A 23,215-nucleotide genomic window follows, 5' to 3' on the forward strand; every position below is an offset into this window, starting at 1 on the left:
CCCAATAAGGATTGCCCATGCTTTTTGTTCAACGTGATGCGCAAGGCCAGCTGCTCCGCGTGGAAGCCCGGCCCTTCGCCGAAATGAGCGAAACCCTGCCTGCCGACCACGAGGACGTGCAGGCCTGGCACGCCAACCAGACGGCAGAAAGTAGCTTGCTGCAACTTAAGCAGAGTGACCTGGAAATGATCCGCGTGCTCGACGACCTGATCACCGTGCTGATGACCAAGGGCGTCATCCGCATTACCGACCTGCCCCCCGCCGCCCAATCGAAACTGCTCAGCCGTACCCAGGCGCGCGAGGCACTGGGCGGGCTGACGCAACTGATCAACGATGAAGAAGCCGGCCTGATCTGACGCACGCTGGTAACGCCCGCCCTTTCTGCCCCACGGCATGGTGCGCGGGTAACGACAAAAGCCGCTTCGCTTTCGCCCCCTCTCCCGTTACGGGAAAGGGGCGCTGCGGCGTCACGCACGACCGATCCACGTAGCCCGGATGCAACCCGGGAATCGGACCTCGCGAGCCGGCGTCAGGCAAACAACGTGCTGATGGCGCCTACAGGTCATCAACTTCACGCCCAGGGCTTGGGCTCGCCCAACAACTGCCCCTGCGCTCCCTGGATACCCATCTCCCGCAACACCCGCAGCTCGCCCGCAGTTTCCACCCGCTCGGCAATCAACGGTAGGTCGATGCTGTGCGCCGCGCGCTGGATGGCTTCGATGAACAGGCGCTTGTCGTCTTCCAGGTCGATGGCGCGGATGTAACTGCCGTCGATTTTCAGGTAGGCCAGCCCCAGCCGCGCTAGGTTGCCGATCATGCTGAAGCGCCCGCCAAAATTCTGCACGCTGAGTGCAAAGCCGAGTTCGCGTAGGCTCCTGGCCAGGAGCTCCAGCACGCCGTGCTCAGGCAATTGCGCTTCGGCCACCTCCAGCGTCAGGCGCCCGGCTAAATGGGCATGCTCGCGCAGCTTGTCGAGCAGCCGGCTCAAGGTCCGTGGATCGTTCAGGCTCGCCGCCGAAAGGTTCATGGCCAGGGCCTGATCGTGCCCGGCCATCTGCCCCAACACCTGATCGAGCATCAGCAGGTCGAGGCGCGCCGACCAGCCGAAGCGCTCCAGCCAGGGCAGGAAGCGGCCGGCGGCAAGAGTCTCGCCCTGCTCGTCCAGCAAGCGCGCCAGCACCTTGTGATGCAACACCCGCTCGGGTTGGCGGCTGTCCACCACCGGTTGGAAGAACAGCCTGAAGCGTCCCTGATCCAGCGCCTGATCGAGCAGTCGATGCCAGGCATGACGTTCGTCAGCAATGCTCGGCGCAACACTCTTCTCCAGGCAGGCCCAGGTACGGCCCGGTAAGCCTTGCGCCTGGTTCAGCGCCTCGTCGGCCAGCCCGAGCAGCGCCTGCGGTGCATCGCCGGGACTAAAGGACGCCAGGCCGATATGCGCCACCGGGCTCACATCGCTGGCCCCCGTCGCCAGCAAGCTGGACAGTTCCAACTCGAGGTTATGGGCCAGTTGCTCAGCCTCTTCACGCACCAGTCCGGGTGCCAACACGGCGAACTCGCCACCCCGACTGCGGCTGATCAGGTTATTGATGCCGGCATAGTGGCCGCACTGGCGCCGCAACTGCTCGGCCACTTCACGCAACAGCTGATCGGTACGTTGGCCCCCCAGGCGCTGGTTCAAGCCAGCCAAATCGTTGACCCGCAGCAGCAGCAGATAGCCGGAGCTGGCCTGCTCCTCGCCGCTCACCCGCGCCTGCAGCTGCATCTCGAAATAGCGGCGGTTGGCCAGCCCGGTCAGGCCATCCTGGTACGCCTCGGCACGCAGTTTCTCACTGCGTTCGGCCTGCTCCTGAAACAGGGCCTTGAGCTTCTCCACCATCTGGTTCATGGCCTGCACCACACGGCGCAGCTCGGGGGTACGCGGCAGCTCGGGCAGGCTGAGAAACTCACGGCGGGCAATCGCATGGGACTGCTCGACCATATAGTCCAGCGGCTGCAGCTGCCGGCGCAGCAGCAGCGCGCCCAGCACCCCACTGAGCAGGCCGCAGAGCAGCAACCAGCCGAGACTGCCGAGGGCGCTCTGCCAAAGCTTGGCGATGGCAAACATCGGATGGCTGAGCACCTCGACCCGCGCCGCCTGCTGCCAGCCACGGCTGACGATGGCGTCCCCACCAGCCGGTTCCAGACCGATCAGGTCGACGAACCAGGCCGGCACCCGCACCTCGCTGGGGATGCCGCTGCGCTCGACCATCACCTTGCCGCTGGCCAGGTCGATGACCCGGATGCTGGCGAAGTAACCACTGTCGAAAATCGAGCTGACCATCAACTCGACCATCGCCGGGTCGTCGATCTGCGGAGTCAGGGACAGCCCCAGGGCCGTGGCGGCGTCCTGCGCGTGTGAGCGCAGCTGGTTGACGTATTGCGCGCGCGAGCTTTCCAGGCTGACCACGAAGCTGCCAGTGAAGGCGAGCGCAAGAAACAGGCAGATGGCAATCAACAGCTGCTTGAACAGGGACATCTCGGCTCCTAATACGCAGACTCTGGCGGAAATCCTTCCGCCCGCATTTTTTTCAGCAGGTCCTGCCAGCGCGAAAGCCGCTTGCTGTCCCCGACTTTTTTCTTTCCCGCCGCCCCCGGAAGCCACAAGCCCTCGCCATTGAAGGCGTAGACCGGCAGCAGGTCCTGACGCTGCCCGGCCGGCTGGATGCGCTCGGTCAGACTGTCGAGAATCAACGGCTCCGCCGTCGGGCTGGGGTAATAGGTCAGCACCATATGCGCGCGGTTCTGGCGCAAGGCTTTGACGTAGGTAATCAGCAGTTTTTCCTTGGCCACCCCGAGCCGGCGCAGGCTGATGTACTTGCCGATGGCATAGTCCTCGCAATCGCCGGCGCCGCGGCGCAGGGACTCCACCGGGGTGGCCCAATAATCGACCTGCTGCCAGAGATCGATATCCTCGCGGTAGCGCAGCTGGCGATTGAAGAAGCGATTGACCACCTGCAGTTGCTCCGCCTCGCCGGCCTGCGCCTGATCCAGCATCAAGCGCTGCCAGTCATTCAGGCGCTGGCGTCCCTCGCCCAGCGGCCCGTAGAGCGCTTCGGCACGGCGGCCGATCCAATCGAAATCCCAATCGGCCTGCAGACTGCCGATCAGCAGGCAGACCGCCAACGCCAAGCCGGCATTGAGCAGCGAGCCCCGATGAGTGTGCCGAAGCGAAGCGAAACGTACCGCCAATGCGTGGATTCCATGCGGTCAAGAGCAAGCGTGCGGATGGTGCGGGCTGGCCGAAGAAAAGACAATGGCACAATGAGATCATCGCCCACCCAAACGCGACGCCGTTGGGCGATGCACCGGCATAGACGCAAGGGGGTGGCGCGAAAAGGGGGAAGAAGATTGCCTGTCCGAGAGGGGCACGACAGCCGCCGATCCGGCGGTCGAAGCGGGTCTGACACCAGCGGCAGCAATCCCTACCTCGCGCGGCCAACGCGACGACGCCAGGATTGCCTAGCCCGGCCTTGCTCGACGAGCAAGGCCGGCTTTCAACGCAGCGATTTCAGATGCAGCACGCCGAACAACAGCACCTGGATACGCTCCAGCCAGGGTCGCGGACGAGCGCTCAGGCGACGGTTGAACAACAGCACCTCGACGACATGCACCAGCAGCATGACCCCGGAGATCGCCAGCAGCCAGCCGTGCAGCGGCGCGCCGAATGGATAGACCACATTGAGCAGCGCCACCAGCCAGAACATGGCCAGCACGCCTTTGGCAAAAGACGAACGATTCATACAGGGTTCTCCAACTGAACAAAGCGGACAGTCTGCCGGTTTCACCGGCCTGACTGTCCGCACTTTCGACTGGCGCCGCCCTTCCGGTTAATCCGCGATGGCAGCACCGCTTCAAGCACTCAGCGTACCGTCAGGGCGATCCCGGTGTCCTCGAAATCGAAGCAGCCGAGGAAGCGCTTGATCTCGAACAGGTTGCCGTCGACCTTCACATCGCCCAGCACCGCGCCCTTGAGCAGGCTGTTCTGGCCGCCGATCACGGTGTCCAGATAGGTCTTGTCGAGGGTCAGCTTGAGCGGGGTGCCGTCCGGGATGCCCCGATGCAACTGCACCACCCCGCGGCGCACTTCCAACGCCCAGTCTTCCTGGATATCGGGGAAGCTGAAGCCGAGGGTCAGGTTGACGTCGTTGGCCTTGTCCGGATCGACGCGGGTCACCCAGTTCTGCAGGAACTCGCGCACCGGCAGGTTCTTCAGCATGTCCGGGGAGAGGAACATGGCGCGCATGGCCTGGCCCGCCTTGAGCGCCTTGTCACCGTCGAGCTTGCCTTCCAGCTCCGTGGCGCTGGTCAGGTACCAGTTACGCCAGTTGATGTTCATGTTGGCGTAGCCGAGCTTGCGGAAGCTGCGGGCCTTGATGTCGCGGGCCAGCTTGTCCTCGTGGTCGATGCGGATGACGTAGCTGGCCAGCTCCGCGGCCCACTGGTAGTCGCCCTTCAGGTAGGCATCGCCGGCGGCCAACAGCACCTTGTCGCGGCCGCCCATCATTTCGATCAGGCGCTTGGACTTCTCCATCGGCGGGGTCGGATCGAGGTCCACCGGGTCGCCCTGGAACCAGCCCAGGTAGCCGTTATAGACCTGCCGCACGCTGTGCTTGACGGTACCGTAGTACTCGCGCAGGTAGGGGGTGTAGCCGGCCAGGTGCGGCGGCAGCTTGACCTTCTCGACCAGCTCGTCCGGGGTCAGGCCCTTGTTCATCCAGCGCACGCTCTGGTCATGCACATAGGCGATGCCGTCGCGGGTCATGCGCAGCACTTCCTCGACCTTGTCCTGGCCGCTGACCGGCTGACCGTGGGACGGCACCATGTACTCGGCCTTGAACGCGCGCAGCAGATCGAGGCTGTTGACCCACAGCACCGGGTCGCGGAACTTGGTGCCGCGCAGGGTGTGGATGTTCGGCAGGGTCGGCCCCTGGTCGACTTCGGCGCTGAGCAACACGCGGTTGTTCGGCAGATACATGACGATCTCGTCCGGCGCCTCGCTGGGCGCCCAGCGGAACTGCACCGGCAGGCCGGCGATGGTGGTGTCGAGCTTGTCGTGGAAGGTCACGGTCGGCGCGATGAAGGTCGCCGCCTCGCCGCGACCCAGCGGACCGATGCCGCCGTTCATGCCCTTCTTGTCCTCCGCCGGCAGCAGGCCGCCGAGGCTGTAGCCGGTGCGCATGGAGAGGATCGGGCCGACTAGCGCGCCCTGGGTCACGACGTTCTGCAGCAGAGTGTCGTGGGCGTAGATTTGCACTTCGCCGCTCTTCACCTGTTCTTCGCTGACGTACGCCTTGACCCCGTTGATGTGGTCCGGGTGGAAGTGCGAATAGACGATGGCCTTGATCGGTTTGTCGCTGATCTTGCGGAACTCGGCGAGCATTTCCTTGGAAGCGGTCAGCGATTCGCCGGTATCGAAGATGATCAGGCCTTCCGGGGCCTCGATCATGATGCTGTTGCCCAAGGCCCAGCCGACCGCCGAATAGACGTTGCCGGCGACCTGGTAGACCTTCTTGTTGAACAGCTTGGTGTGTTCGGCCAGTTCGGGGTTGATGCTCGGCTCGATGAGCTCGGGCGGCAAGTCGGCCATCGCGGCAAGTGGTAAGGCGGCGGCCAGCAGCAGGCCACTGAAACGGGATATGTACGTCATGGCTCGATCATTTTGTTGCTTTCGGTACTGGCAGAGTGGCAAAGGGGCGCTGATAATTCCAATGCGAACTTTTCAAAAAATTAATGCGAGAAGCGCATGAATGACCTGCGTCAACTCCGCTATTTCGTCGCCGTTGCCGAACACGGCCACTTCGCCCGCGCCGCGGCGGCGATCAACCTCAGTCAGCCGGCGCTGAGCCGCAGCATCCAGAGCCTGGAAACCAGCCTGGGCTGCCAACTGTTCGATCGCGGCCCCCGCAACGCCACGCTCACCGCCTATGGCCAACTGGTGCTGGAGCACGCGCGGCGCCTACTCGCCGGCAGTCGCTCCCTGCAGAACGCGGTCAATCAGCTGGGCAACCTGGAGGCCGGCGAATTGCGCCTGGGCGCCGGACCGCTGGTGGCGGCGCGTCTGGTGCCGCGCGCGCTGGCCCAGCTGATCCAGCGCTATCCGAAGATCCGCGTGCAACTGGTCATCGAGGACTGGCGCAGCCTGCGTCAGCGCCTGCTCGACGAGAGCCTCGAACTGTTCGTCGCCGACAGCCGCGAACTGCTCGGCGACCCGCTGATCGCCGTCGAACCCTTGCACCAGCATCAGGGTGTGTACTTCTGCCGGCCCGGCCATCCGCTGCTCGGCAGCCGCATCCTGCACTTCCGCGACCTGATCGCCTATCCGCTGGCCTGCCCGCAGATTCCCGAACCGGTGGCCAGCCAGTTGGCCCAGCTTAGCGGACGCGAGTTGCCGGACATCCAGTGCGACAACCTGATGGTGATCCGCGAACTGGTGATGCACAGCGATGTGATCGGCCTGGCCGCCGCCGACGTGATCGTCGAGGACATCGCCGCCGGCCGGCTGGCGGCCCTCAGACCGATCGACCAGGCGACCGGCAAGTCCGCCTACGGCCTGGTCAGCCGTGCCGGGCACAGTCTGTCGCCGGCGGCGCAGGCGATGCGCGACGCGCTGTTGCGAGAAGATGCGAGGCACGCGAGCTGATCGGCAGCGCGGCGGAAGTCACTCCGCCGCGGCGCATGATTTCAGCGAGTGGGGAGTGGCGCTAGGCCGCCTGACTCAATAGCGGCGGCCGTCCGGGGTGTAGCCGTGCATCGGCTGGATGGGTTGGATGCGCTGCATGGACGGTCGGTCATTCCGGTAGTTGGGGCCGTCGTGGCGGTAGTAGCGGATATTCGACTTGTCCCGGTAGTTCTTCGGCGGCGCGACGTAACGGCGGTTGTCGTAGTTGCGGTTATCGTAATAACGCTTGTCGTAATAACGCTTGTCGTAATAGCGCTTGTCGTAATAGCGACCATCGTCCAGACGTTGATAGGGGTAGAGCCGCCCATCGTTGCCCCGGTAGTAACGCGGCGGGACGTAGCGCGGTGGGGCGTAACGGCGATCATAGCGATGGTCGTTGTCATAACGCTGGTAGCGGCCATCGTTGCCGCTGTAATAGATGGGGCCGCGATACACCTCGCCGCGGTACACCTCATAGTGCGACGGGCCATAAGCAGAGCCGTAATAACGCGGATGGCTGGGATAATCGTCGTAGTCGTACACGGCACAGCCGCTCAGGGACAAACCAAGCAGGGCTAATAGCAAGGATCGGCAGGACATAGCGGCCTCCTTCGACCGCGAGGACAGGGCCGACGAATGTCGGCGCCCCGGGATTACTCCCACATAATTCGACAGCAGTTTCCCCGCCTGGTGCCACGGTGGATGCGGATATCCATTACCAGGTATTTCATCCCCCAGCACCAAAATGGCGCGAGCCGCTTCATTTGCGGGCATGGACCGCACAGCCTTTCCCTCCATATTGCGCGCCCACGGCCAGTTTGCGGGCTTTGCGCAAGTTGGCACGCCCTTCGCTTTGTCCCCGGTGTGCAGGATCACCCGGACGACCGGGTCGCGGCACCACAAATTGCTAACGGCTGGCTAGGGTTCCGACTCGCTTGTGCGTGTGACTGGTCCGAGAGCTGGCGACCTCCAGTGAGGTTACACGGCGGGACAAAAGCCCGGGAGAACCAGACGGAGCGGGGACAGCAGTTCTCACTCCGCCTGGGAAGCAACCTGATTCGTCAGGTGCTGCCGCTCCTGCTGCCTTTTTCTCGAACTGGAGGTTCCTCATGCGTAAGCCCCGTCTGTTCGCTGTTGCCGCCGCCGCGCTCGCCGCCGCCCTTAGCCTCTCCGCCCAGGCCGAGCAGAAAGACAAATTCAACGTCTGCTGGACCATCTACGCCGGCTGGATGCCTTGGGAATACGGCGCCAGCCAAGGCATCGTCGACAAGTGGGCGAAGAAGTACGGCATCGAGATCGAAGTCACCCAGCTCAACGACTACGTCGAGTCGATCAACCAGTACAGCGCCGGCCAGTTCGACGGCTGCACCATGACCAACATGGACGCACTGACCATCCCGGCGGCCGGCGGCGTCGATTCCACCGCACTGATCGTCGGCGACTTCTCCAACGGCAACGACGGCCTGGTGCTCAAGGGCGAGGGCAAGCAGCTCGCCGACCTCAAGGGCATGCCGATCAACCTGGTCGAGCTGTCGGTCTCCCACTACTTCCTCGCCCGCGCCCTGGAAAAGGCCGGCATGAGCGAGAAGGACATCAAGGTGGTCAACACCTCCGATGCCGACATCGCCGCCGCCTTCAACACCGATGAAGTGCAGGCCGCCGCCACCTGGAACCCGATGCTCGCCGAGATCACCGCCAAGCCCGGCGTCAGCCAGGTGTTCGACTCGAGCCAGATCCCCGGCGAGATCATGGACATGATGGTGGTCAACAGCGAGACCCTGAAGGACAACCCGGCCCTGGGCAAAGCCCTGACCGGCGCCTGGTTCGAAATCCTCGCCCTGATGAACAGCGGCAGCGCCGAAGGCCAGGCCGCCCTCGAGCACATGGCCAAGGCTTCCGGCACCGACCTCGCCGGCTTCCAGGCGCAGCTAGCCACCACCAAGCTGTTCTACACGCCGCAGGAAACCCTGGCGTTCGCCACCAGCCCGAAACTGCCGGCCACCATGACCAAGGTCGCCGAGTTCTCCTTCAGCCACGGCCTGCTCGGCGAAGGCGCCAAGGATGCCACCGCCGTGGGCATGAGCTTCGCCCGCAACGTGGTCACCGGCGACAAGAGCAACGTCAAGCTGCGCTTCGACCCGAGCTATGTGCAGCTGGCCGCCGAAGGAAAACTCTAGGCCCCGATCGTTCCCACGCTCGGCGTGGGAACGCAGCTACAGACGCTCCGCGTCTGCCGGGACGCAGAGCGTCCCTGGAGGGATTCCCACGCCGAGCGTGGGAACCATCGAACACACGAGATAACCCCATGCGCCTGATCAACCGCCACCCGGATCGCCCCAGCCGCCTGCTGCTGATGATCCTGCCGTTCGCCCTGCTGTTGTTCGTCTACTTCACCGGCTCGGCGTCCCGGTTGACGGAAAACCCCAACGACAAGCTGCTGCCCAGCGCGGCGCAGATGGCCGATGCGGTCGAACGCCTGGCCTTCAGCGAGGACAAGCGCAGCGGCCAGTACCTGTTCTGGCAGGACAGCGCGTCGAGCCTAACCCGCCTCGGCATCGGCCTCAGCATCGCCGCGCTCGCCGGCCTGTGCCTGGGCCTGGCCAGCGGCACCCTGCCACTGTTCGGCGCACCGCTGTCGCCGCTGCTCACCGTGCTGTCGATGATTCCGCCGCTGGCGGTGCTGCCGATCCTGTTCATCGCCTTCGGTCTCGGCGAGCTGTCCAAGGTGATGCTGATCGTCTTCGGCATCACCCCCTGCATCGCCCGCGACATCGAGCAGCGCGCCCGCGAAATCCCCAAGGAAATCCTCATCAAGGCGCAGACCCTCGGCGCCAGCACCTGGACCCTGATCCTCCGCGTGGTCCTGCCGCAGCTGCTGCCGCGCCTGCTGATCTCGCTGCGCCTGATGCTCGGTTCGGCCTGGCTGTACCTGATCGCCGCCGAAGCCATCGCCTCCACCGACGGCCTCGGCTACCGGATCTTCCTGGTCCGCCGCTACATGGCGATGGACGTGATCCTGCCCTACGTGGTGTGGATCACCCTGCTCGCCTGGCTGATGGACCTCGGCCTGCGGCGCGTCACCCAGCTGGCCTTCCCCTGGTACGAAGGAGCCAAGGCATGACGATCGACAAAAGTGGAGCCGTCGCGAGCGAGTCCATGGCAAGGCGCCCGGAGCACAGCGACCGGAGTGGACAAGTCGTCCATGAGGATCGCGCGCATCCCGCACAGACGCTTGCGTCTGAACTGCCGAAGGCAGGCCCGCAGGGCGAGCAAAAGCGAGTCACGCAGCCAGGGGCTCGCGCAGCAGGCAACTCCAGCGCGTTCATCCAGGTGAAGAACGTCTGGCAGGAGTACGGCGACCAGACGGTCTTGGAGAACCTCAACCTGAACATCGCCGAAGGCGAGTTCTGCACCCTGGTCGGCGCCTCCGGCTGCGGCAAGTCGACCTTCCTGCGCCTGCTGCTCGGCCAGGAACGCGCCAGCCGCGGGCAGATCCTCCTCGACGGCCAGCCGCTGGCCGGCGAACCGGATGCCAGCCGTGGCGTGGTGTTCCAGCGCTACTCGGTGTTTCCGCACCTGAGCGTGCTGGACAACGTCGCCATCGGCCTGGAACTGCCGCGCTCGCCGCTGTTCGGCCGGCTGTTCGGCCAGGCCAAACGCGAGGCCCGCGAACAGGCCGCCGTGCTGCTGAAGAAGGTCGGCCTCGGCCACGCCTTGGACAAGTACCCAAGCGCGCTGTCCGGCGGCATGCAGCAACGCCTGGCAATCGCCCAGGCGCTGATCACCAAGCCGCGTGTGCTGCTCCTCGACGAGCCGTTCGGCGCGCTCGATCCGGGCATCCGCAAGGACATGCACGAGCTGCTGCTCGGCCTCTGGCACGAGACCCGGCTGACCGTGTTTATGGTCACCCATGACCTGAGTGAAGGCTTCAGCCTCGGCACGCGGATTCTGGTGTTCGACAAGCGGCGCGTCGATCCGCATGCACCGAACGCCTACGGCGCACGAATCACCTACGACATTCCCCTGAACACCGACCGCCGCGCCGCGCGCGCCGCCGTCGACGCCCTGCCGGCGCACGTCACCTGTCACCTGCAACCTGCCCTCCAAGGAGCCTGAGCATGACGGCCTCTCTCGCCCTGCGCCCGACCCTCTACGAAGAAACCGTCCCCAGCGGCGGCCACACCTCGTTCGTCCTCAAACGCGGCCAAGTGCTGCGCGTCACCGACCTGGAAGGCGGCGCCAACGTCAGCGTGCTGCTGCTCAACGCCGAGGAAAAGAGCGAACGCCTGAACCTGCCGGACACCCTCAAGTGCCAGCACACCGCCAAGCTCACCGAAGGCCACTGCCTGTACTCGGACATGGGCCGCGTGCTCGCCGCCATCACCGCCGACACCTGCGGCTGGCACGACAGCTTCGGCGGCGTACTGAGCGCCGAAGAAGTCGCCGAGAAGTACGGCGCCGGCCGCTACCAGGAACTGCGCGACGGCTACTTCCGCAACGGCGTGGACAACCTGCTGGTGGAAATGGGCAAGTGGAACCTCAACCTGCAGGACCTGCTGATGGCCCTCAACCTGTTCAGCAAGGTCACGGTGGACCGCGACGGCTGCTTCCACTTCCAGCCGGGCAACTCGAAGGCCGGCGACTACGTCGAGCTGTACGCGCCGATGGACTGCCTGGTGGTGCTCACCGCTCTGCAACATCCGCTGGACCCCAATCCGCAGTACGCGCCGAAGCCGGTGCAGCTGACCTGGAGCCGCGTCGAGAGCGACGGCATCAGCATCCTCTGCCGCACCTCGCGCCCGGAAAACAGCCGCGGCTTTCACAACACCGAACGCCTGTATATCTGAGGGCTGCGCCATGTCTCTGATCGAAAGCCAGCTGCACCCCGAAGCCGCCGTGTACCGCCACGTGATCCCCGCCGGCGAACCTTTTCTCTGCGAAGTGAAAGCCGGGCAGACCGTGCGCCTGCTCGACCTGGAAGGCAACCAGGCGGTCGACACCCTGTTCTACAGCGCCCGCAACCCGCGTGAGCGCTACGACCCGCAGCGCACCCTGCGCAAGCAGAACAACGTCTACCTGACCACCGGCACCGTCCTCTACTCCAACCTGGGCAACCCGCTGCTGACCATCAGCGCCGACACCTGCGGCCGCCACGACACCCTCGGCGGCGCCTGCGCGCAGGAGAGCAACACCGTGCGCTATGCCCTGGACAAGCGCTACATGCACAGCTGCCGCGACAACTTCCTGCGCGCCAGCCTGCACGACGGCCGCCTGGAGAAGCGCGACATCGGCGCCAACATCAACTTTTTCATGAACGTGCCGGTCACCCCGGAAGGCGGCCTGACCTTCGCCGACGGCATCTCCGCGCCGGGCAAGTACGTCGAGCTGAAGGCGCACATGGACGTCATCGTGCTGATCTCCAACTGCCCGCAGCTGAACAACCCGTGCAATGCCTACAACCCGAGCCCGGCCGAGGTGCTGGTATGGAACTGATGGCTGCCCGCCTACGCTGCTGGCTGTTCGCCCTGTGCCAGAGCCGCGCCGGGCAGTGCTTAGAACAAGCTCCCAGGCAGCACGACCGTAGGATGGGTTGAGCCTGCGATACCCATCGCCCCACTCGACGCCGCTCGATGGGTATCGCTTCGCTCAACCCATCCTACGAAGCCGCACAAAGAAGATTTCAGCCACGGACGACCGTGGTGCAGACGAATAAGACGGGACGGCCCGTCATCCCTTTCGAGGGTTCTGCAATGTTCGACAAACTCCTGATCGCCAACCGCGGTGCCATTGCCTGCCGCATCCTGCGCACCCTGCACGCCCTCGACGTCAAGGGCGTGGCGGTGTACTCCGAAGCCGACGCCGCCAGCCTGCACATCCAGCAGGCCGACGAAGCCTTCAGCCTCGGCGAAGGCCCGGCCGCCAACACCTACCTGGTGGTCGACAAGATCCTCGCCGTCGCCAAACAAACGGGTGCGACCGCCATCCACCCCGGCTACGGCTTCCTCTCCGAGAACGCCGCCTTCGCCGAAGCCTGCGAAGCCGCCGGCATCGCCTTCGTCGGCCCGACCCCGGAGCAGCTGCGCGTCTTCGGCCTCAAGCACACCGCCCGCGCGCTGGCCAAGCAGCACGGCGTGCCGATGCTGGAAGGCACCGAACTGCTGGAAAACCTCGACGCTGCACTGGTCGCCGGAGAGCAGGTTGGCTACCCGGTGATGCTGAAGAGCACCGCCGGCGGCGGCGGCATCGGCATGCGCGTGTGCCGCAGTGCGGACGAACTGAGCGACGCCTTCGAGGCGGTCAAGCGCCTGGGGCAGAACAACTTCAGCGATTCCGGGGTGTTCATCGAGAAGTACATCCAGCGCGCCCGTCACCTCGAAGTGCAGGTGTTCGGCGACGGCCAGGGCGAGGCGCTGGCCCTCGGTGTGCGCGACTGCTCGGTGCAGCGGCGCAACCAGAAGGTCCTGGAGGAAACCCCGGCGCCGAACCTGCCGGCCGGCATGGCCGAGGAGCTATGCGCGGCGGCAATCAAGCTGGCCAAGGCGGTCAGCTACCGCAGCGCCGGCACCGTCGAGTTCGTCTACGACAGCGAGGCCGAACGCTTCTACTTCCTCGAAGTGAACACCCGCCTGCAGGTCGAGCACGGCGTCACCGAACAGGTGTGGGGCGTCGACCTGGTGCGCTGGATGATCGAGCTGGCGGCCGGCGACCTGGCGCCGCTGAGTGAGCTGGCCAAGGGCCTGAAGCCCAGCGGCCACGCCATTCAGGCGCGGCTGTACGCCGAAGACCCGGGCCGCGACTTCCAGCCCAGCCCCGGCCTGCTCACCACCGTCGACTTCCCCAAGGCCGACGGCCAGTTGCTGCGCATCGACACCTGGGTAGAAGCCGGTTGCGAGATTCCGCCCTACTTCGACCCGATGATCGCCAAGCTGATCACCTGGGCGCCGAGCCGTGCCGAAGCCAGCGCCGCGCTGAGCCAGGCGCTCGCCGATTCGGTCCTCTATGGCGTGGAATCCAACCGCGACTACCTGCGGCAGATCCTGGTCGACGCGCCGTTCGCCAGCGGCTCGCCGTGGACCCGCTGCCTGGAAGGTCTGGTGTATCAGGCCGACACCTTCGAAGTACTGTCCGCCGGCACCCAGACCACCGTGCAGGACTACCCCGGCCGGCTCGGCTACTGGGCGGTCGGCGTACCTCCGTCGGGGCCGATGGACGATCGCGCGCTGCGCCTCGGCAACCGCCTGCTCGGCAACGACGAAGGCGCCGCCGGCCTGGAAATCACCATGAGCGGGCCGACCCTGCGCTTCAACACCGATGCGGTGGTGGCAGTCACCGGTGCAGCGATTCCGCTGAGCGTGGACGGCGTCGCCCAGCCGCTGAACCGCACGCTGTCGATCAAGGCCGGCAGCACCCTCAGCCTCGGCACCATCGCCGGCAGCGGCGCGCGCGCCTACCTGACCCTGCGCGGCGGTCTGCAGGTGCCGGATTATCTGGGCTCGAAGAGCACCTTCACCCTCGGTCAGTTCGGCGGCCACGGCGGCCGCGCGCTGCGTGCCGGCGACGTACTGCATATCCCGGCCCTGACTGATGCCAGCAGCGGCGCCACTCTGCCCGCCGCGCTGTGCGACGTGCTGCCGGCGGTCCGCGAGATCCGCGTGATCTACGGCCCGCACGGCGCGCCGGAGTACTTCACCCCGGCTTACATCGAGACCTTCTTCGCCACCGCCTGGGAAGTGCACTTCAACTCCAGCCGCACCGGCGTGCGGCTGATCGGGCCGAAGCCGGAGTGGGTGCGCGAGAGCGGCGGCGAGGCCGGCCTGCACCCGTCGAACATCCACGACAACCCCTACGCCATCGGCGCGGTGGACTTCACCGGCGACATGCCGGTGATCCTCGGCCCGGACGGCCCGAGCCTCGGCGGCTTCGTCTGCCCGGTGACCATCATCGAGGCCGATCTGTGGCAGCTTGGCCAGCTCAAGGCCGGCGACAAGGTGCGCTTCGTGCCGGTGGATATCGCCACGGCGCGCGAGCTGGCGAAGGCACGCAAGACCGAGTGCTCTGCTTTCTCCCCTCTCCCGCTTGCGGGAGAGGGGCCGGGGGAGAGGGCCGCGTCAGCCGGCTCGCACCTCCCCTCTCCCCAACCCTCTCCCATAAATGGGAGAGGGAGTTCGTCCGTGCACTCTCTTGCCTCACCGATCGTCCTCGACCTCGGCGAAGCCGACACCCGCCTGGTCGCCCGCCTCTCCGGCGACACCCACCTGCTGCTGGAGATCGGCCAGCCGGAACTCGATCTGGTCCTGCGCTTCCGCGGCCACGCGCTGATGCAGGCGCTGGAAGCCAAGCAGATCGCCGGGGTGATCGACCTGACCCCGGGCATCCGCTCGCTGCAGGTCCACTACCAGCCGGAAACCCTGTCGCTGGCCAACCTGCTGGCGCTGGTGATCGGCGAGTGGGACGCGGTGTGCAACGCCCGGGACCTCAGGGTGCCGTCGCGCATCGTCTACCTGCCGCTGTCCTGGGATGACCCGGCCTGCCAGCTGGCCATCGAGAAGTACATGACCACGGTGCGCAAGGACGCGCCTTGGTGCCCGAGCAACCTGGAGTTTATCCGCCGGATAAATGATCTGGAAAACCTCGACGAGGTCTATCGCACGGTATTCGACGCCAGCTACCTGGTGATGGGCCTCGGCGACGTCTACCTCGGCGCGCCGGTGGCCACGCCGCTGGACCCGCGCCATCGCCTGGTGACCACCAAGTACAACCCGGCGCGCACCTGGACCGCGGAGAACTCGGTCGGCATCGGCGGCGCGTACATGTGCGTGTATGGCATGGAAGGCCCCGGCGGCTACCAGTTCGTCGGCCGCACCCTGCAGATGTGGAACCGCTACCGCGCGGTCGAAGCCTTCGACGGCAAGCCCTGGCTGCTGCGCTTCTTCGACCAGATCCGCTTCTACCCGGTGGGCGCCGACGAGCTGCTGCAGATCCGCCGCGACTTCCCGCTCGGCCGCTATGACCTGCGCATCGAGCACAGCGAACTGGCGCTGGCCGACTACCAGCAGTTCCTCGCCGACGAAGCCGAGGGCATCGCCGCCTTTCGCGGCCAACAGCAGGCGGCCTTCAACGCCGAACGCGAACGCTGGATCGCCTCCGGCCAGGCACATTTCGACAGCGAGGAAGCGGTCGTCGAACTCGGCGAGGACGCCCCGCTCGGCGCCGGCCAGCACGCCATCGAGAGCCACATCGCCGGCAACCTCTGGCAGGTGCAGGTCGAGGCCGGCTGCGAAGTGAAGGCCGGCGACGTGCTGGTGATCCTCGAGTCGATGAAGATGGAAATCCCCCTCACCGCCCCGCGCGACGGCGTTGTCCGCGAGGTCCGCGTGCAACCGGGTTCGCCGGTACGTGCCGGACAACGGGTGGTGGTGCTGGAAGAGGCGTGAGCCGCTTTGCTCCTCGCTCCCGTTTGCGGGGGACGCCTAGTCGAGAGGGACCGGGGGAGAGAGAAATGGCGTTCGGCACATCGCATCGTTTGCCTGAAAGCCCGTCCCTCTCCCTAACCCTCTCCCCCCTTCTTTTATGAAGCGCGGGAGAGGGAATTTATTGAGCAAGCCTGAAATTCCGAGAAGGAAACTGAGCATGACCCACGAATTCGATCTGCGCCTGGATGCCCTGAAAGCCGCCTACCGTGACGGCCAGACCACCCCGCGCCAGCTGATCACTGCGCTGCGTGAACAGGCCGCCGCGCTCAACCCCAACTACCACCTGTTCATCCACCTGCTCAGCGCCGCGGAGCTGGAGCCCTACCTCGCCACCCTCGACGGCCAGAGCCCGGACAGCCTGCCGCTGTACGGCGTGCCGTTCGCCATCAAGGACAATATCGACCTGGCCGGCGTGCCGACCACGGCCGCCTGCCCGGCCTTCGCCTACACCCCGAACAGCAGCGCCACCCTGGTCGCCCAGTTGATCGCCCTCGGCGCCGTGCCGCTGGGCAAGACCAACCTCGACCAGTTCGCCACCGGCCTCAACGGCACCCGCTCGCCCTATGGCGCCTGCCCGAACTCGGTGCACGCGGATTACCCGTCCGGCGGCTCCAGCTCCGGCTCGTCGCTGGCGGTGGCGCTCGGCGTCGCCAGTTTCGCCCTCGGCACCGACACCGCCGGTTCCGGCCGGGTGCCGGCGGCGCTGAACAACCTGGTCGGTCTGAAAGCCACCAAGGGGCTGATCTCCACCGCCGGGCTGGTGCCGGCCTGCCGCACCCTGGACTGCGTCACCTACTTCACCGCCACCGCGCGCGAGGCCAGCCAGCTGCTGGCGCTGACCGCCAAGCGCGACCCGCGCGACGAATACAGCCGCACCAACCCGCTGTGGAACGACGCCAGCGCCTTCGGCGCACCGCGCCCCGGTTTCCGTTTCGGCGTGCCCAAGCAGCTGGAGTTCCTCGGCTGCGCGCAAAGCCCGGCGCTGTTCGCCGCGAGCATCGGGCAGCTCAAGGCGCTCGGCGGCGAGGCGGTGGAAATCGATTTCGCGCCCTTCCTCGAAGCCGCGCGCCTGCTCTACGAAGGGCCCTGGGTGGCCGAACGCTACAGCCTCGCCGGGGAACTGATCGAACAGCAGCCCGACGCCGTGCTGCCGGTGATCCGCGCTGTGCTGGAGAAGGCGCCGCGCGTCAGTGGCGTCGACACCTTCCGCGCCCAGTACCGCCTGCAGGCGCTCAAGGCGAGCTGCGACGACATCCTCGCCGACCTCGACTGCGTGCTCACCCCGGCCTATCCACGACCGGTGACCCTGGCCGAGCTGGAGGCCGAACCGGTCAAGCGCAACTCGGACCTCGGCTACTACACCAACTTCATGAACATGCTCGACTACGCCGCAGTGGCTGTTCCTGCGGGCTTTATGGCCAACGGCCTGCCCTGGGGCGTGACCCTGTTCGGCCGCGCCTTCACCGACCAGTACCTGCTCGGCCTGGCCGATGCGCTGCAGCGCCACACCGGCCTGCCGCTCAGCGGCGGCCGCGCCCTGCAGCTCGCCGCCCCGGCGACTGCCGCGCGTAACGACATGGCCCGGCTGGTGGTCTGTGGTGCGCACCTCGACGGCCTGCCGCTCAACTGGCAGCTCAAGCAGCGCGGCAGTCGCCTGCTGCAGGTCACTCACAGCTCGCCGGACTACCAGCTCTACGCCCTGGCCGGCGGCCCGCCCTTGCGTCCCGGCATGGTCCGCGTGGCGGACGGCGGCGCGGCCATCGAGGTGGAAGTCTGGGAGCTGCCGAGCGCCGAACTCGGCTCCTTCCTCACTGGCATCCCAGCGCCGCTGGGGCTGGGCAAGGTGCAGCTGGCCGACGGCCGCTGGGAAACCGGTTTCATCTGCGAGCCGTATGGGCTTGCGGGTGCGCGCGAGATCACCGGCTTCGGCGGCTGGCGCGCCTATCTGCGCAGCCTGGCCTGAGTAGCGCGCCGGCCGGCGGGTCAGCACGGCCCGTCAGTGACGCCGGGTTGGCACCGCGATAGCATGGCGCCATCACGCCAGAATCAATGGATGGCTCCATGCCGCAGCGCGCCCTGAAAAAATCCCAGCTGTCCCTGCTCTTGCTATTGTTCCTCCTGCTCGCCTGCGGCTTCCTCGCCACTTCGCTGGTCAGCTACTACGCCTCCCGCGACTCGATCCGCAGCAGCATCATCAACACCGAACTGCCGCTGACCTCGGACACCGTCTACTCGGAAATCCAGAAGGACCTGGTCCGCCCGGTGCTGATCGCCTCGATGATGAGCCGTGACACCTTCGTCCGCGACTGGGTAATGGGCGGCGAACAGGACATCGAGCAGATGACCCGCTACCTGCGCGAAGTGCAGGAACACTACGGCGCCTTCACCAGCTTCTTCATCTCCGAGAAAACCCACACCTATTACCAGGCCAAGGGCATCCTCAAGACGGTGCGCGAGGAAGAGCCGCGCGATGTCTGGTACTTCCGCCTGCGCGATATGCGGCAGCCCTACGAGATCAATGTCGACCTCGACATGGCCAACCAGGATCGCCTGACCTTCTTCATCAACTACAAGGTGTTCGACTACGACGGCCGCTTCATCGGCGCCACCGGCGTCGGCCTGACCGTCGACGCGGTGGTCAAGCTGATCGACCAATACCAGCGCAAGTACGAGCGAAACGTGTACTTCGTCGACACCGACGGCAAGCTCACCCTGACTGGTGCCGAAGGCGGCCCGCGTGGCGCCCGCAGCGGCCAGGCGCTACAGGACATCGCCGGCCTCGAGGGCTTGCTGGCCAAGCTGCCGCAGCCGCAGAGCGGCACCTTCGAATACCAGGAACAGGATGGCGGCCACTACCTCAATGTGCGCTACATTCCCGAGCTGAACTGGTACCTGTTCGTCGACAAGCACGACGGCAGTGCGCTGGCCGAGATTCGCCAGAGCCTCTATCTGAATCTGCTGATCTGTTTGTTGATCACCGCCGTGGTGCTGACCCTGGTCGGTCTCGCGCTGCGCCGTTACCGGAGCCAGATCGAAGCCCTGGCCACCACCGACATGCTCACCGAACTGCCCAATCGGCGCGGTTTCGACCTGCTCGCCAGCCAGGCCCTGCGCGAAGCGCAGCGCAACCAGAGCCCGCTCAGCGCGCTGCTGATCGACCTCGACCACTTCAAGAAACTCAACGACAGCCACGGCCACCTGGCCGGCGATCAGGTGCTCCGCGGCTTCGCTGGCAAGCTGCGCACGTGCCTGCGCAAGTCCGACATCCTCTGCCGCTGGGGTGGCGAGGAATTCATCGTGCTGCTCAAGGACACCGACAGCCACGCCGCCTACCCGCTCGCGGAAAAGCTGCGCCAGCAGATCGAGGCCTGCCAGTTCCCCTTCGCCGGGGTGGACCTGCAGATCAAGGTCAGCCTCGGCCTCACCGAACTGCGCGCCGACGACAGCCTGCACAGCCTGATCGCGCGCGCCGACCATGCGCTGTACCGGGCCAAGCAAGGCGGACGCAACCGCGTCTGCGTCGAGCCCGTGGGGTCCTGAGAGCCTGTTCATGATCTTTCCGCAGGCTGTGGAGTCGCGCTTTTGCCCTTATCCCCGACCCCGCTTTTGGGTGGGCTAGCCGCGTAGCGGCGTAACCCACCGGCGCGGTCGCCCTGGACTCCGGCGTCCCGCAGGACCGGTGGGTTACGCCTACGGCTAACCCACCCCATGAACCTAGCCTTCGCTCGCTACGCTTCTTTAACGACCTACCCAATGCCGAGTGGCCCTTGCATCGGTGCCACCGGCGCTGCACCCTGAGCGCCCCTGCCGTTGCCGTCCCATCGCCATGACCGCTGTCGATCCGTCCCGCTGCCCGCTGTGCGGTCAGTCCAACACCTGCACCCTGGCCGATCCGGCCAGCGCCACGCAGCCCTGCTGGTGCTTCACCGCGAAAGTCGACCCGGCCGCCCTGGAACGCGTGCCCGCCGCGCAGCGCCAGCGTGCCTGCCTGTGCCCGCGCTGCGCGCAGAACCTGCCGCCGGAACAGGCGAGCTGATGCGTCTCGACCGCCTGCTCGGCAACCTGCCCCACGGCAATCGCCGCGACGCACGCCTGGCGCTGGCCGCCGGGCGGGTGCGGGTGGATGGCCTGGCGGTGCGCGATGGCCGCCTGGAAGTGCGCGAATTCAACCGCGTGGAGCTGGACGAGCAAGTGCTGCAGGCCGGCAAGCCGGCGCGCTACTTCATGCTGCACAAGCCGGCCGGGGTGGTCAGCGCCACCGAACATCCCGAACACCGCACCGTGCTCGACCTGCTGGATGAGCCAGACAAGCACGAACTGCACCTGGCCGGGCGCCTCGACCTGAATACCACCGGGCTGTTGCTGCTCACCAACGACGGCCACTGGTCGCGGCGCCTGACCCTGCCGCAGAGCAAGCGGCCGAAGGTCTATTACGTCGAGACCGAACAGCCGATCGGCAGCGAATACGTCGAAACCTTCGCCCGCGGCCTGTACTTCGCCTACGAAGACCTCACCACCCTACCCGCCGAGCTGGAGATTCTCGCCAGCCATAGCGCCCGCCTGACTCTCTTCGAGGGCCGCTATCACCAGGTCAAGCGCATGTTCGGGCATTTCCACAACAAGGTCCTGCGCCTGCATCGCGAGCGCATCGGCACGCTGCAGCTCGACCCCGAGTTGGCCGAGGGCCAGTATCGAGCCCTCACCCCGGACGAAGTCGCCGCGCTGTAAGAGCCTGTTTACGATCTGCTGCGCGTCGGCCATACCGCGTTAAAAATGGCCTCGGGATGCTCATTTACAGTTCGTAAACTCCGCTCCCTCGGCCATTTTTGCCTTGTCTGGCTCTAGCTCGCGAGATCGTAAACTGGCTCTAAACCTCGTCCTTGAGGCCCTGCACATTTGCCGCCCGGCGAATGGCACGGCTAAGCTGGCTGCATTGCCCGACTCAGGAAGGACACGATGAAACACCTGCCACTCGCGCTGAGCCTGCTCCTCGCCACCGCCCTGGCCGAGGCCGTGCCGATTCAAGCGCCCACCCCGGCCCAGCTCAAGGCGCAGCTGGACAGCCTCAAGCCTGGCCAGTTTCTCTGGTATCCGCAGGTCTCGCCGCAGGGGCCAGTGACTGTGGTGGTCAGCCTCACCGAGCAGCGCGCCTACGTCTACCGCAACGGCATCGCCATCGGCGTCAGCACGGTGAGCAGCGGCAAGAAAGGCAGGGATACCCCCACCGGGGTGTTCAGCATTCTGCAGAAGAGCGTCGAGCATAAATCCAGCCTCTACAACAGCGCGCCGATGCCCTACATGCAGCGCCTGACCTGGGACGGCATCGCCCTGCACGCCGGCAAGCTGCCCGGCTACCCCGCCTCCCATGGCTGCGTGCGCCTGCCTATGGCGTTCGCCAAGAAGCTGTTCGAAACCACCGGTTTCAGCTCCACCACGGTGATCATTTCCGATGCCCACAGCGCGCCGGTGGAGGTCTACCACCCGGGCGTGCTGGCGCCCACGGTCAGCGCGGGCAATGCCCAGGGGCCGCTGGTGCTGAGCAACCAGATGTTCTGGAGCGATCCGGGCTCGGATGCCGGGCCGCTGTCGATCCTGATCAGCCGCGCCGACCTGCGCGCCTACGTGTTCCGCGGCGGCCAGTTGGTCGGCTCGGCGCCGGCGCTGTCGCTCGACAGCAGCCAGCAACGCAGCGGCATGGCGGTGTTTTCCCTGCTGCAAAAACCAATCGCCAGCGAGCTCGACCCCGCGCCGCCACTACACTGGTCGGCGGTCCAGGTCAGCAACCCGGAGTACGGCAACACACCTTACGAGCAACTGGGCCAACTGAGCATGAGCCCGGAATTCCGCCGTCATCTGCGCGCGGCGATGGACATCGGCACCACGTTGGTGATCACCGATTGGTCCTCCACCCGGGATACCCGCAGCAGCGGCGACTTCACGGTGATCAGCACCGAGGAGAGCGAGGCACAGAAGCCATTGGTCAATAAGTGATCGGCAGCCATATAAAAATCGAGCACAATGCCGACGTTTGGGCATAAACAAGCTGATTTTTCTCTAACAAGCTTTGCCATAACAACTCAAACCAAAACGACCGACCATTACGACTTAGCACCTGTTTACGATCTCGCGAGCTAGAGCCGCACAAGGCAAAAAGCGGGCGAAGAGCGGAGTTTACGAGCTGTAAATGAGCATCTGAGCCCGGTTTTTAACGCCGTACGGCCGACGCGCAGCAGATCGTAGACAGGTTCTTAGCAGGACAGCCAATGTCGATGCTTGACCAATTGGGGGGGGCCGTGCGGCTCTCTGCGGCCAGTCTTGGCCTGTTTTTCCTGAGCGCCTGGCACCACACTGCCCAGGCGCAAGCCCTGCCCACCGCCGCCGAACTGCAGCGTCTGGCGCCGGCCGCCAGCCTCTCGACCCTGAGCCTGGCACTCACCGCCTATCAGTGCGCCAGCCAGAATGAGGCGGACAAGTTGCTGACGGTGATCGACTACTCCAAGGCCTCGCGCGACAAACGCCTGTGGGTGTTCGACCTGAAAGCCAAGAAGCTGCTGTTCGAGGAATGGGTCGCCCACGGCAAGAACAGCGGCGCCGATGTGCCGACCTCGTTCTCCAACACCCCGAACAGCTACCAGTCCTCCATCGGCCTGTACCAGACCGGCCAGACCTACAGTGGCAAGCATGGCCGCTCGCTGCGCCTGCAGGGACTGGAACCGGGGTTCAACGACAACAGCATGTCGCGCGCCATCGTCATGCATGCCGCCGGCTACGCCGATCCCAAGGTCGTCCCCGGCCTCGGTCGCCTCGGTCGCAGCCAGGGCTGCCCGGCCGTGCGTCCGGCAATTGCCGGCAAGCTGATCAATGCCCTGCAGCGCGGCAGCTATGTGTTCGCCTACTACCCGCAGCAAGACTGGCTGAAAAAATCGCGCTTCCTCCAGGCACAGAGCTGCCCGCTGGCCAATCGGACCCTCGCCAGCAAGTAGGTTGGGTTGAGGAGCCCAGCGACGAAGCCCAACGAGCGGCGCTGAACACAACGCGGTAA

At 65.7% G+C, this 23,215-nt stretch carries 19 protein-coding genes and 1 riboswitch; of the genes, 14 read left to right on the forward strand and 5 right to left on the reverse strand.

Features of this window, described 5'->3' with window-relative positions:
• The first annotated feature begins 17 nt into the window (after positions 1–17).
• Positions 18–356: a tryptophan synthase subunit beta gene (locus D3880_RS16920; protein ID WP_119894595.1), complete on the forward strand. Its 339-nt coding sequence runs from the start codon at positions 18–20 to the stop codon at positions 354–356.
• A gap of 215 nt (positions 357–571) precedes the next feature.
• On the opposite strand, the gene lapD is transcribed toward D3880_RS16920, so the two are convergent.
• From lapD to D3880_RS16940, 4 genes are all read right to left on the reverse strand, one after another.
• Positions 572–2,518, reverse strand: coding sequence for a cyclic di-GMP receptor LapD (lapD, locus tag D3880_RS16925; protein ID WP_119894596.1), 1,947 nt, complete (start codon positions 2,516–2,518; stop codon positions 572–574).
• Between the two features lie 8 nt (positions 2,519–2,526).
• Complete coding sequence (lapG, locus tag D3880_RS16930) at positions 2,527–3,186, reverse strand: cysteine protease LapG (protein WP_238474458.1); 660 nt, start codon at positions 3,184–3,186, stop codon at positions 2,527–2,529.
• A gap of 350 nt (positions 3,187–3,536) precedes the next feature.
• Positions 3,537–3,782, reverse strand: a complete 246-nt coding sequence (locus D3880_RS16935; protein WP_119894598.1) for a DUF1145 domain-containing protein — start codon at positions 3,780–3,782, stop codon at positions 3,537–3,539.
• A 119-nt stretch (positions 3,783–3,901) separates the two neighbouring features.
• Positions 3,902–5,689, reverse strand: a complete 1,788-nt coding sequence (locus D3880_RS16940) for an alkyl/aryl-sulfatase (protein WP_119894599.1) — start codon at positions 5,687–5,689, stop codon at positions 3,902–3,904.
• Between the two features lie 96 nt (positions 5,690–5,785).
• Between D3880_RS16940 and D3880_RS16945 the strand changes: the two genes are divergently transcribed.
• Positions 5,786–6,682, forward strand: coding sequence for a LysR family transcriptional regulator (locus D3880_RS16945; RefSeq protein WP_119894600.1), 897 nt, complete (start codon positions 5,786–5,788; stop codon positions 6,680–6,682).
• 75 nt (positions 6,683–6,757) lie between these two features.
• Here D3880_RS16945 and D3880_RS16950 read toward each other — a convergent pair whose 3' ends face one another.
• A complete protein-coding gene (locus tag D3880_RS16950) occupies positions 6,758–7,300 on the reverse strand; it encodes a hypothetical protein (RefSeq protein ID WP_162935015.1) in 543 nt (180 codons plus the stop codon).
• Between the two features lie 307 nt (positions 7,301–7,607).
• A riboswitch (guanidine-I (ykkC/yxkD leader) is annotated at positions 7,608–7,707 on the forward strand.
• A gap of 102 nt (positions 7,708–7,809) precedes the next feature.
• On the opposite strand from D3880_RS16950, the gene D3880_RS16955 reads away from it, so the two are divergent.
• The 12 genes from D3880_RS16955 to D3880_RS17010 all read left to right on the forward strand — a co-directional run bounded on the left by D3880_RS16955 (position 7,810) and on the right by D3880_RS17010 (position 23,156).
• Entirely contained in the window at positions 7,810–8,877 is a 1,068-nt protein-coding gene (locus D3880_RS16955) for a putative urea ABC transporter substrate-binding protein (RefSeq protein WP_119894602.1), read from the forward strand.
• Positions 8,878–9,005: 128 nt separating this feature from the next.
• Positions 9,006–9,821, forward strand: a complete 816-nt coding sequence (locus tag D3880_RS16960; RefSeq protein ID WP_119894603.1) for an ABC transporter permease — start codon at positions 9,006–9,008, stop codon at positions 9,819–9,821.
• A gap of 203 nt (positions 9,822–10,024) precedes the next feature.
• On the forward strand, positions 10,025–10,816 hold the full coding sequence (locus D3880_RS16965) for an ABC transporter ATP-binding protein (RefSeq protein WP_238474459.1): 792 nt from the start codon (positions 10,025–10,027) through the stop codon (positions 10,814–10,816).
• A 2-nt stretch (positions 10,817–10,818) separates the two neighbouring features.
• On the forward strand, positions 10,819–11,547 hold the full coding sequence (locus D3880_RS16970; RefSeq protein ID WP_119894604.1) for an urea amidolyase associated protein UAAP1: 729 nt from the start codon (positions 10,819–10,821) through the stop codon (positions 11,545–11,547).
• 10 nt (positions 11,548–11,557) lie between these two features.
• Positions 11,558–12,193: an urea amidolyase associated protein UAAP2 gene (locus D3880_RS16975; protein WP_119894605.1), complete on the forward strand. Its 636-nt coding sequence runs from the start codon at positions 11,558–11,560 to the stop codon at positions 12,191–12,193.
• Between the two features lie 257 nt (positions 12,194–12,450).
• Positions 12,451–16,134: an urea carboxylase gene (gene uca / locus D3880_RS16980; protein WP_119894606.1), complete on the forward strand. Its 3,684-nt coding sequence runs from the start codon at positions 12,451–12,453 to the stop codon at positions 16,132–16,134.
• A 196-nt stretch (positions 16,135–16,330) separates the two neighbouring features.
• The gene (atzF, locus tag D3880_RS16985) at positions 16,331–18,136 is read left to right on the forward strand and encodes an allophanate hydrolase (protein ID WP_119894607.1); all 1,806 of its coding nucleotides are present in this window, start codon (positions 16,331–16,333) and stop codon (positions 18,134–18,136) included.
• Positions 18,137–18,234: 98 nt separating this feature from the next.
• On the forward strand, positions 18,235–19,713 hold the full coding sequence (locus D3880_RS16990; RefSeq protein ID WP_119894608.1) for a sensor domain-containing diguanylate cyclase: 1,479 nt from the start codon (positions 18,235–18,237) through the stop codon (positions 19,711–19,713).
• 286 nt (positions 19,714–19,999) lie between these two features.
• The gene (locus tag D3880_RS16995; RefSeq protein ID WP_119894609.1) at positions 20,000–20,209 is read left to right on the forward strand and encodes a cysteine-rich CWC family protein; all 210 of its coding nucleotides are present in this window, start codon (positions 20,000–20,002) and stop codon (positions 20,207–20,209) included.
• On the forward strand, positions 20,209–20,901 hold the full coding sequence (locus tag D3880_RS17000) for a pseudouridine synthase (RefSeq protein WP_119894610.1): 693 nt from the start codon (positions 20,209–20,211) through the stop codon (positions 20,899–20,901). Before D3880_RS16995 ends, D3880_RS17000 begins: the two co-directional genes overlap by 1 nt.
• 228 nt (positions 20,902–21,129) lie before the next feature.
• The gene (locus D3880_RS17005; protein ID WP_119894611.1) at positions 21,130–22,164 is read left to right on the forward strand and encodes a L,D-transpeptidase; all 1,035 of its coding nucleotides are present in this window, start codon (positions 21,130–21,132) and stop codon (positions 22,162–22,164) included.
• 272 nt (positions 22,165–22,436) lie between these two features.
• A complete protein-coding gene (locus D3880_RS17010; RefSeq protein WP_119894612.1) occupies positions 22,437–23,156 on the forward strand; it encodes a murein L,D-transpeptidase catalytic domain family protein in 720 nt (239 codons plus the stop codon).
• The last annotated feature ends 59 nt before the right edge of the window (positions 23,157–23,215 follow it).

Source organism: Pseudomonas cavernae, from assembly GCF_003595175.1.
Classification (GTDB): Bacteria; Pseudomonadota; Gammaproteobacteria; order Pseudomonadales; family Pseudomonadaceae; genus Aquipseudomonas; species Aquipseudomonas cavernae.

Coding starts and splice junctions, on each gene's coding strand:
- D3880_RS16970 (WP_119894604.1), top strand. CDS start 10,819: ATGACGGCCTCTCTCGCCCTGCGCCCGACCCTCTACGAAGAAACCGTC.
- D3880_RS16945 (WP_119894600.1), top strand. CDS start 5,786: ATGAATGACCTGCGTCAACTCCGCTATTTCGTCGCCGTTGCCGAACAC.
- D3880_RS16940 (WP_119894599.1), bottom strand. CDS start 5,689: ATGACGTACATATCCCGTTTCAGTGGCCTGCTGCTGGCCGCCGCCTTA.
- D3880_RS16955 (WP_119894602.1), top strand. CDS start 7,810: ATGCGTAAGCCCCGTCTGTTCGCTGTTGCCGCCGCCGCGCTCGCCGCC.
- D3880_RS16950 (WP_162935015.1), bottom strand. CDS start 7,300: ATGTCCTGCCGATCCTTGCTATTAGCCCTGCTTGGTTTGTCCCTGAGC.
- lapD (WP_119894596.1), bottom strand. CDS start 2,518: ATGTCCCTGTTCAAGCAGCTGTTGATTGCCATCTGCCTGTTTCTTGCG.
- D3880_RS17010 (WP_119894612.1), top strand. CDS start 22,437: ATGTCGATGCTTGACCAATTGGGGGGGGCCGTGCGGCTCTCTGCGGCC.
- D3880_RS17000 (WP_119894610.1), top strand. CDS start 20,209: ATGCGTCTCGACCGCCTGCTCGGCAACCTGCCCCACGGCAATCGCCGC.
- D3880_RS17005 (WP_119894611.1), top strand. CDS start 21,130: ATGAAACACCTGCCACTCGCGCTGAGCCTGCTCCTCGCCACCGCCCTG.
- D3880_RS16935 (WP_119894598.1), bottom strand. CDS start 3,782: ATGAATCGTTCGTCTTTTGCCAAAGGCGTGCTGGCCATGTTCTGGCTG.
- D3880_RS16920 (WP_119894595.1), top strand. CDS start 18: ATGCTTTTTGTTCAACGTGATGCGCAAGGCCAGCTGCTCCGCGTGGAA.
- D3880_RS16960 (WP_119894603.1), top strand. CDS start 9,006: ATGCGCCTGATCAACCGCCACCCGGATCGCCCCAGCCGCCTGCTGCTG.
- atzF (WP_119894607.1), top strand. CDS start 16,331: ATGACCCACGAATTCGATCTGCGCCTGGATGCCCTGAAAGCCGCCTAC.
- D3880_RS16990 (WP_119894608.1), top strand. CDS start 18,235: ATGCCGCAGCGCGCCCTGAAAAAATCCCAGCTGTCCCTGCTCTTGCTA.
- D3880_RS16975 (WP_119894605.1), top strand. CDS start 11,558: ATGTCTCTGATCGAAAGCCAGCTGCACCCCGAAGCCGCCGTGTACCGC.
- uca (WP_119894606.1), top strand. CDS start 12,451: ATGTTCGACAAACTCCTGATCGCCAACCGCGGTGCCATTGCCTGCCGC.
- D3880_RS16995 (WP_119894609.1), top strand. CDS start 20,000: ATGACCGCTGTCGATCCGTCCCGCTGCCCGCTGTGCGGTCAGTCCAAC.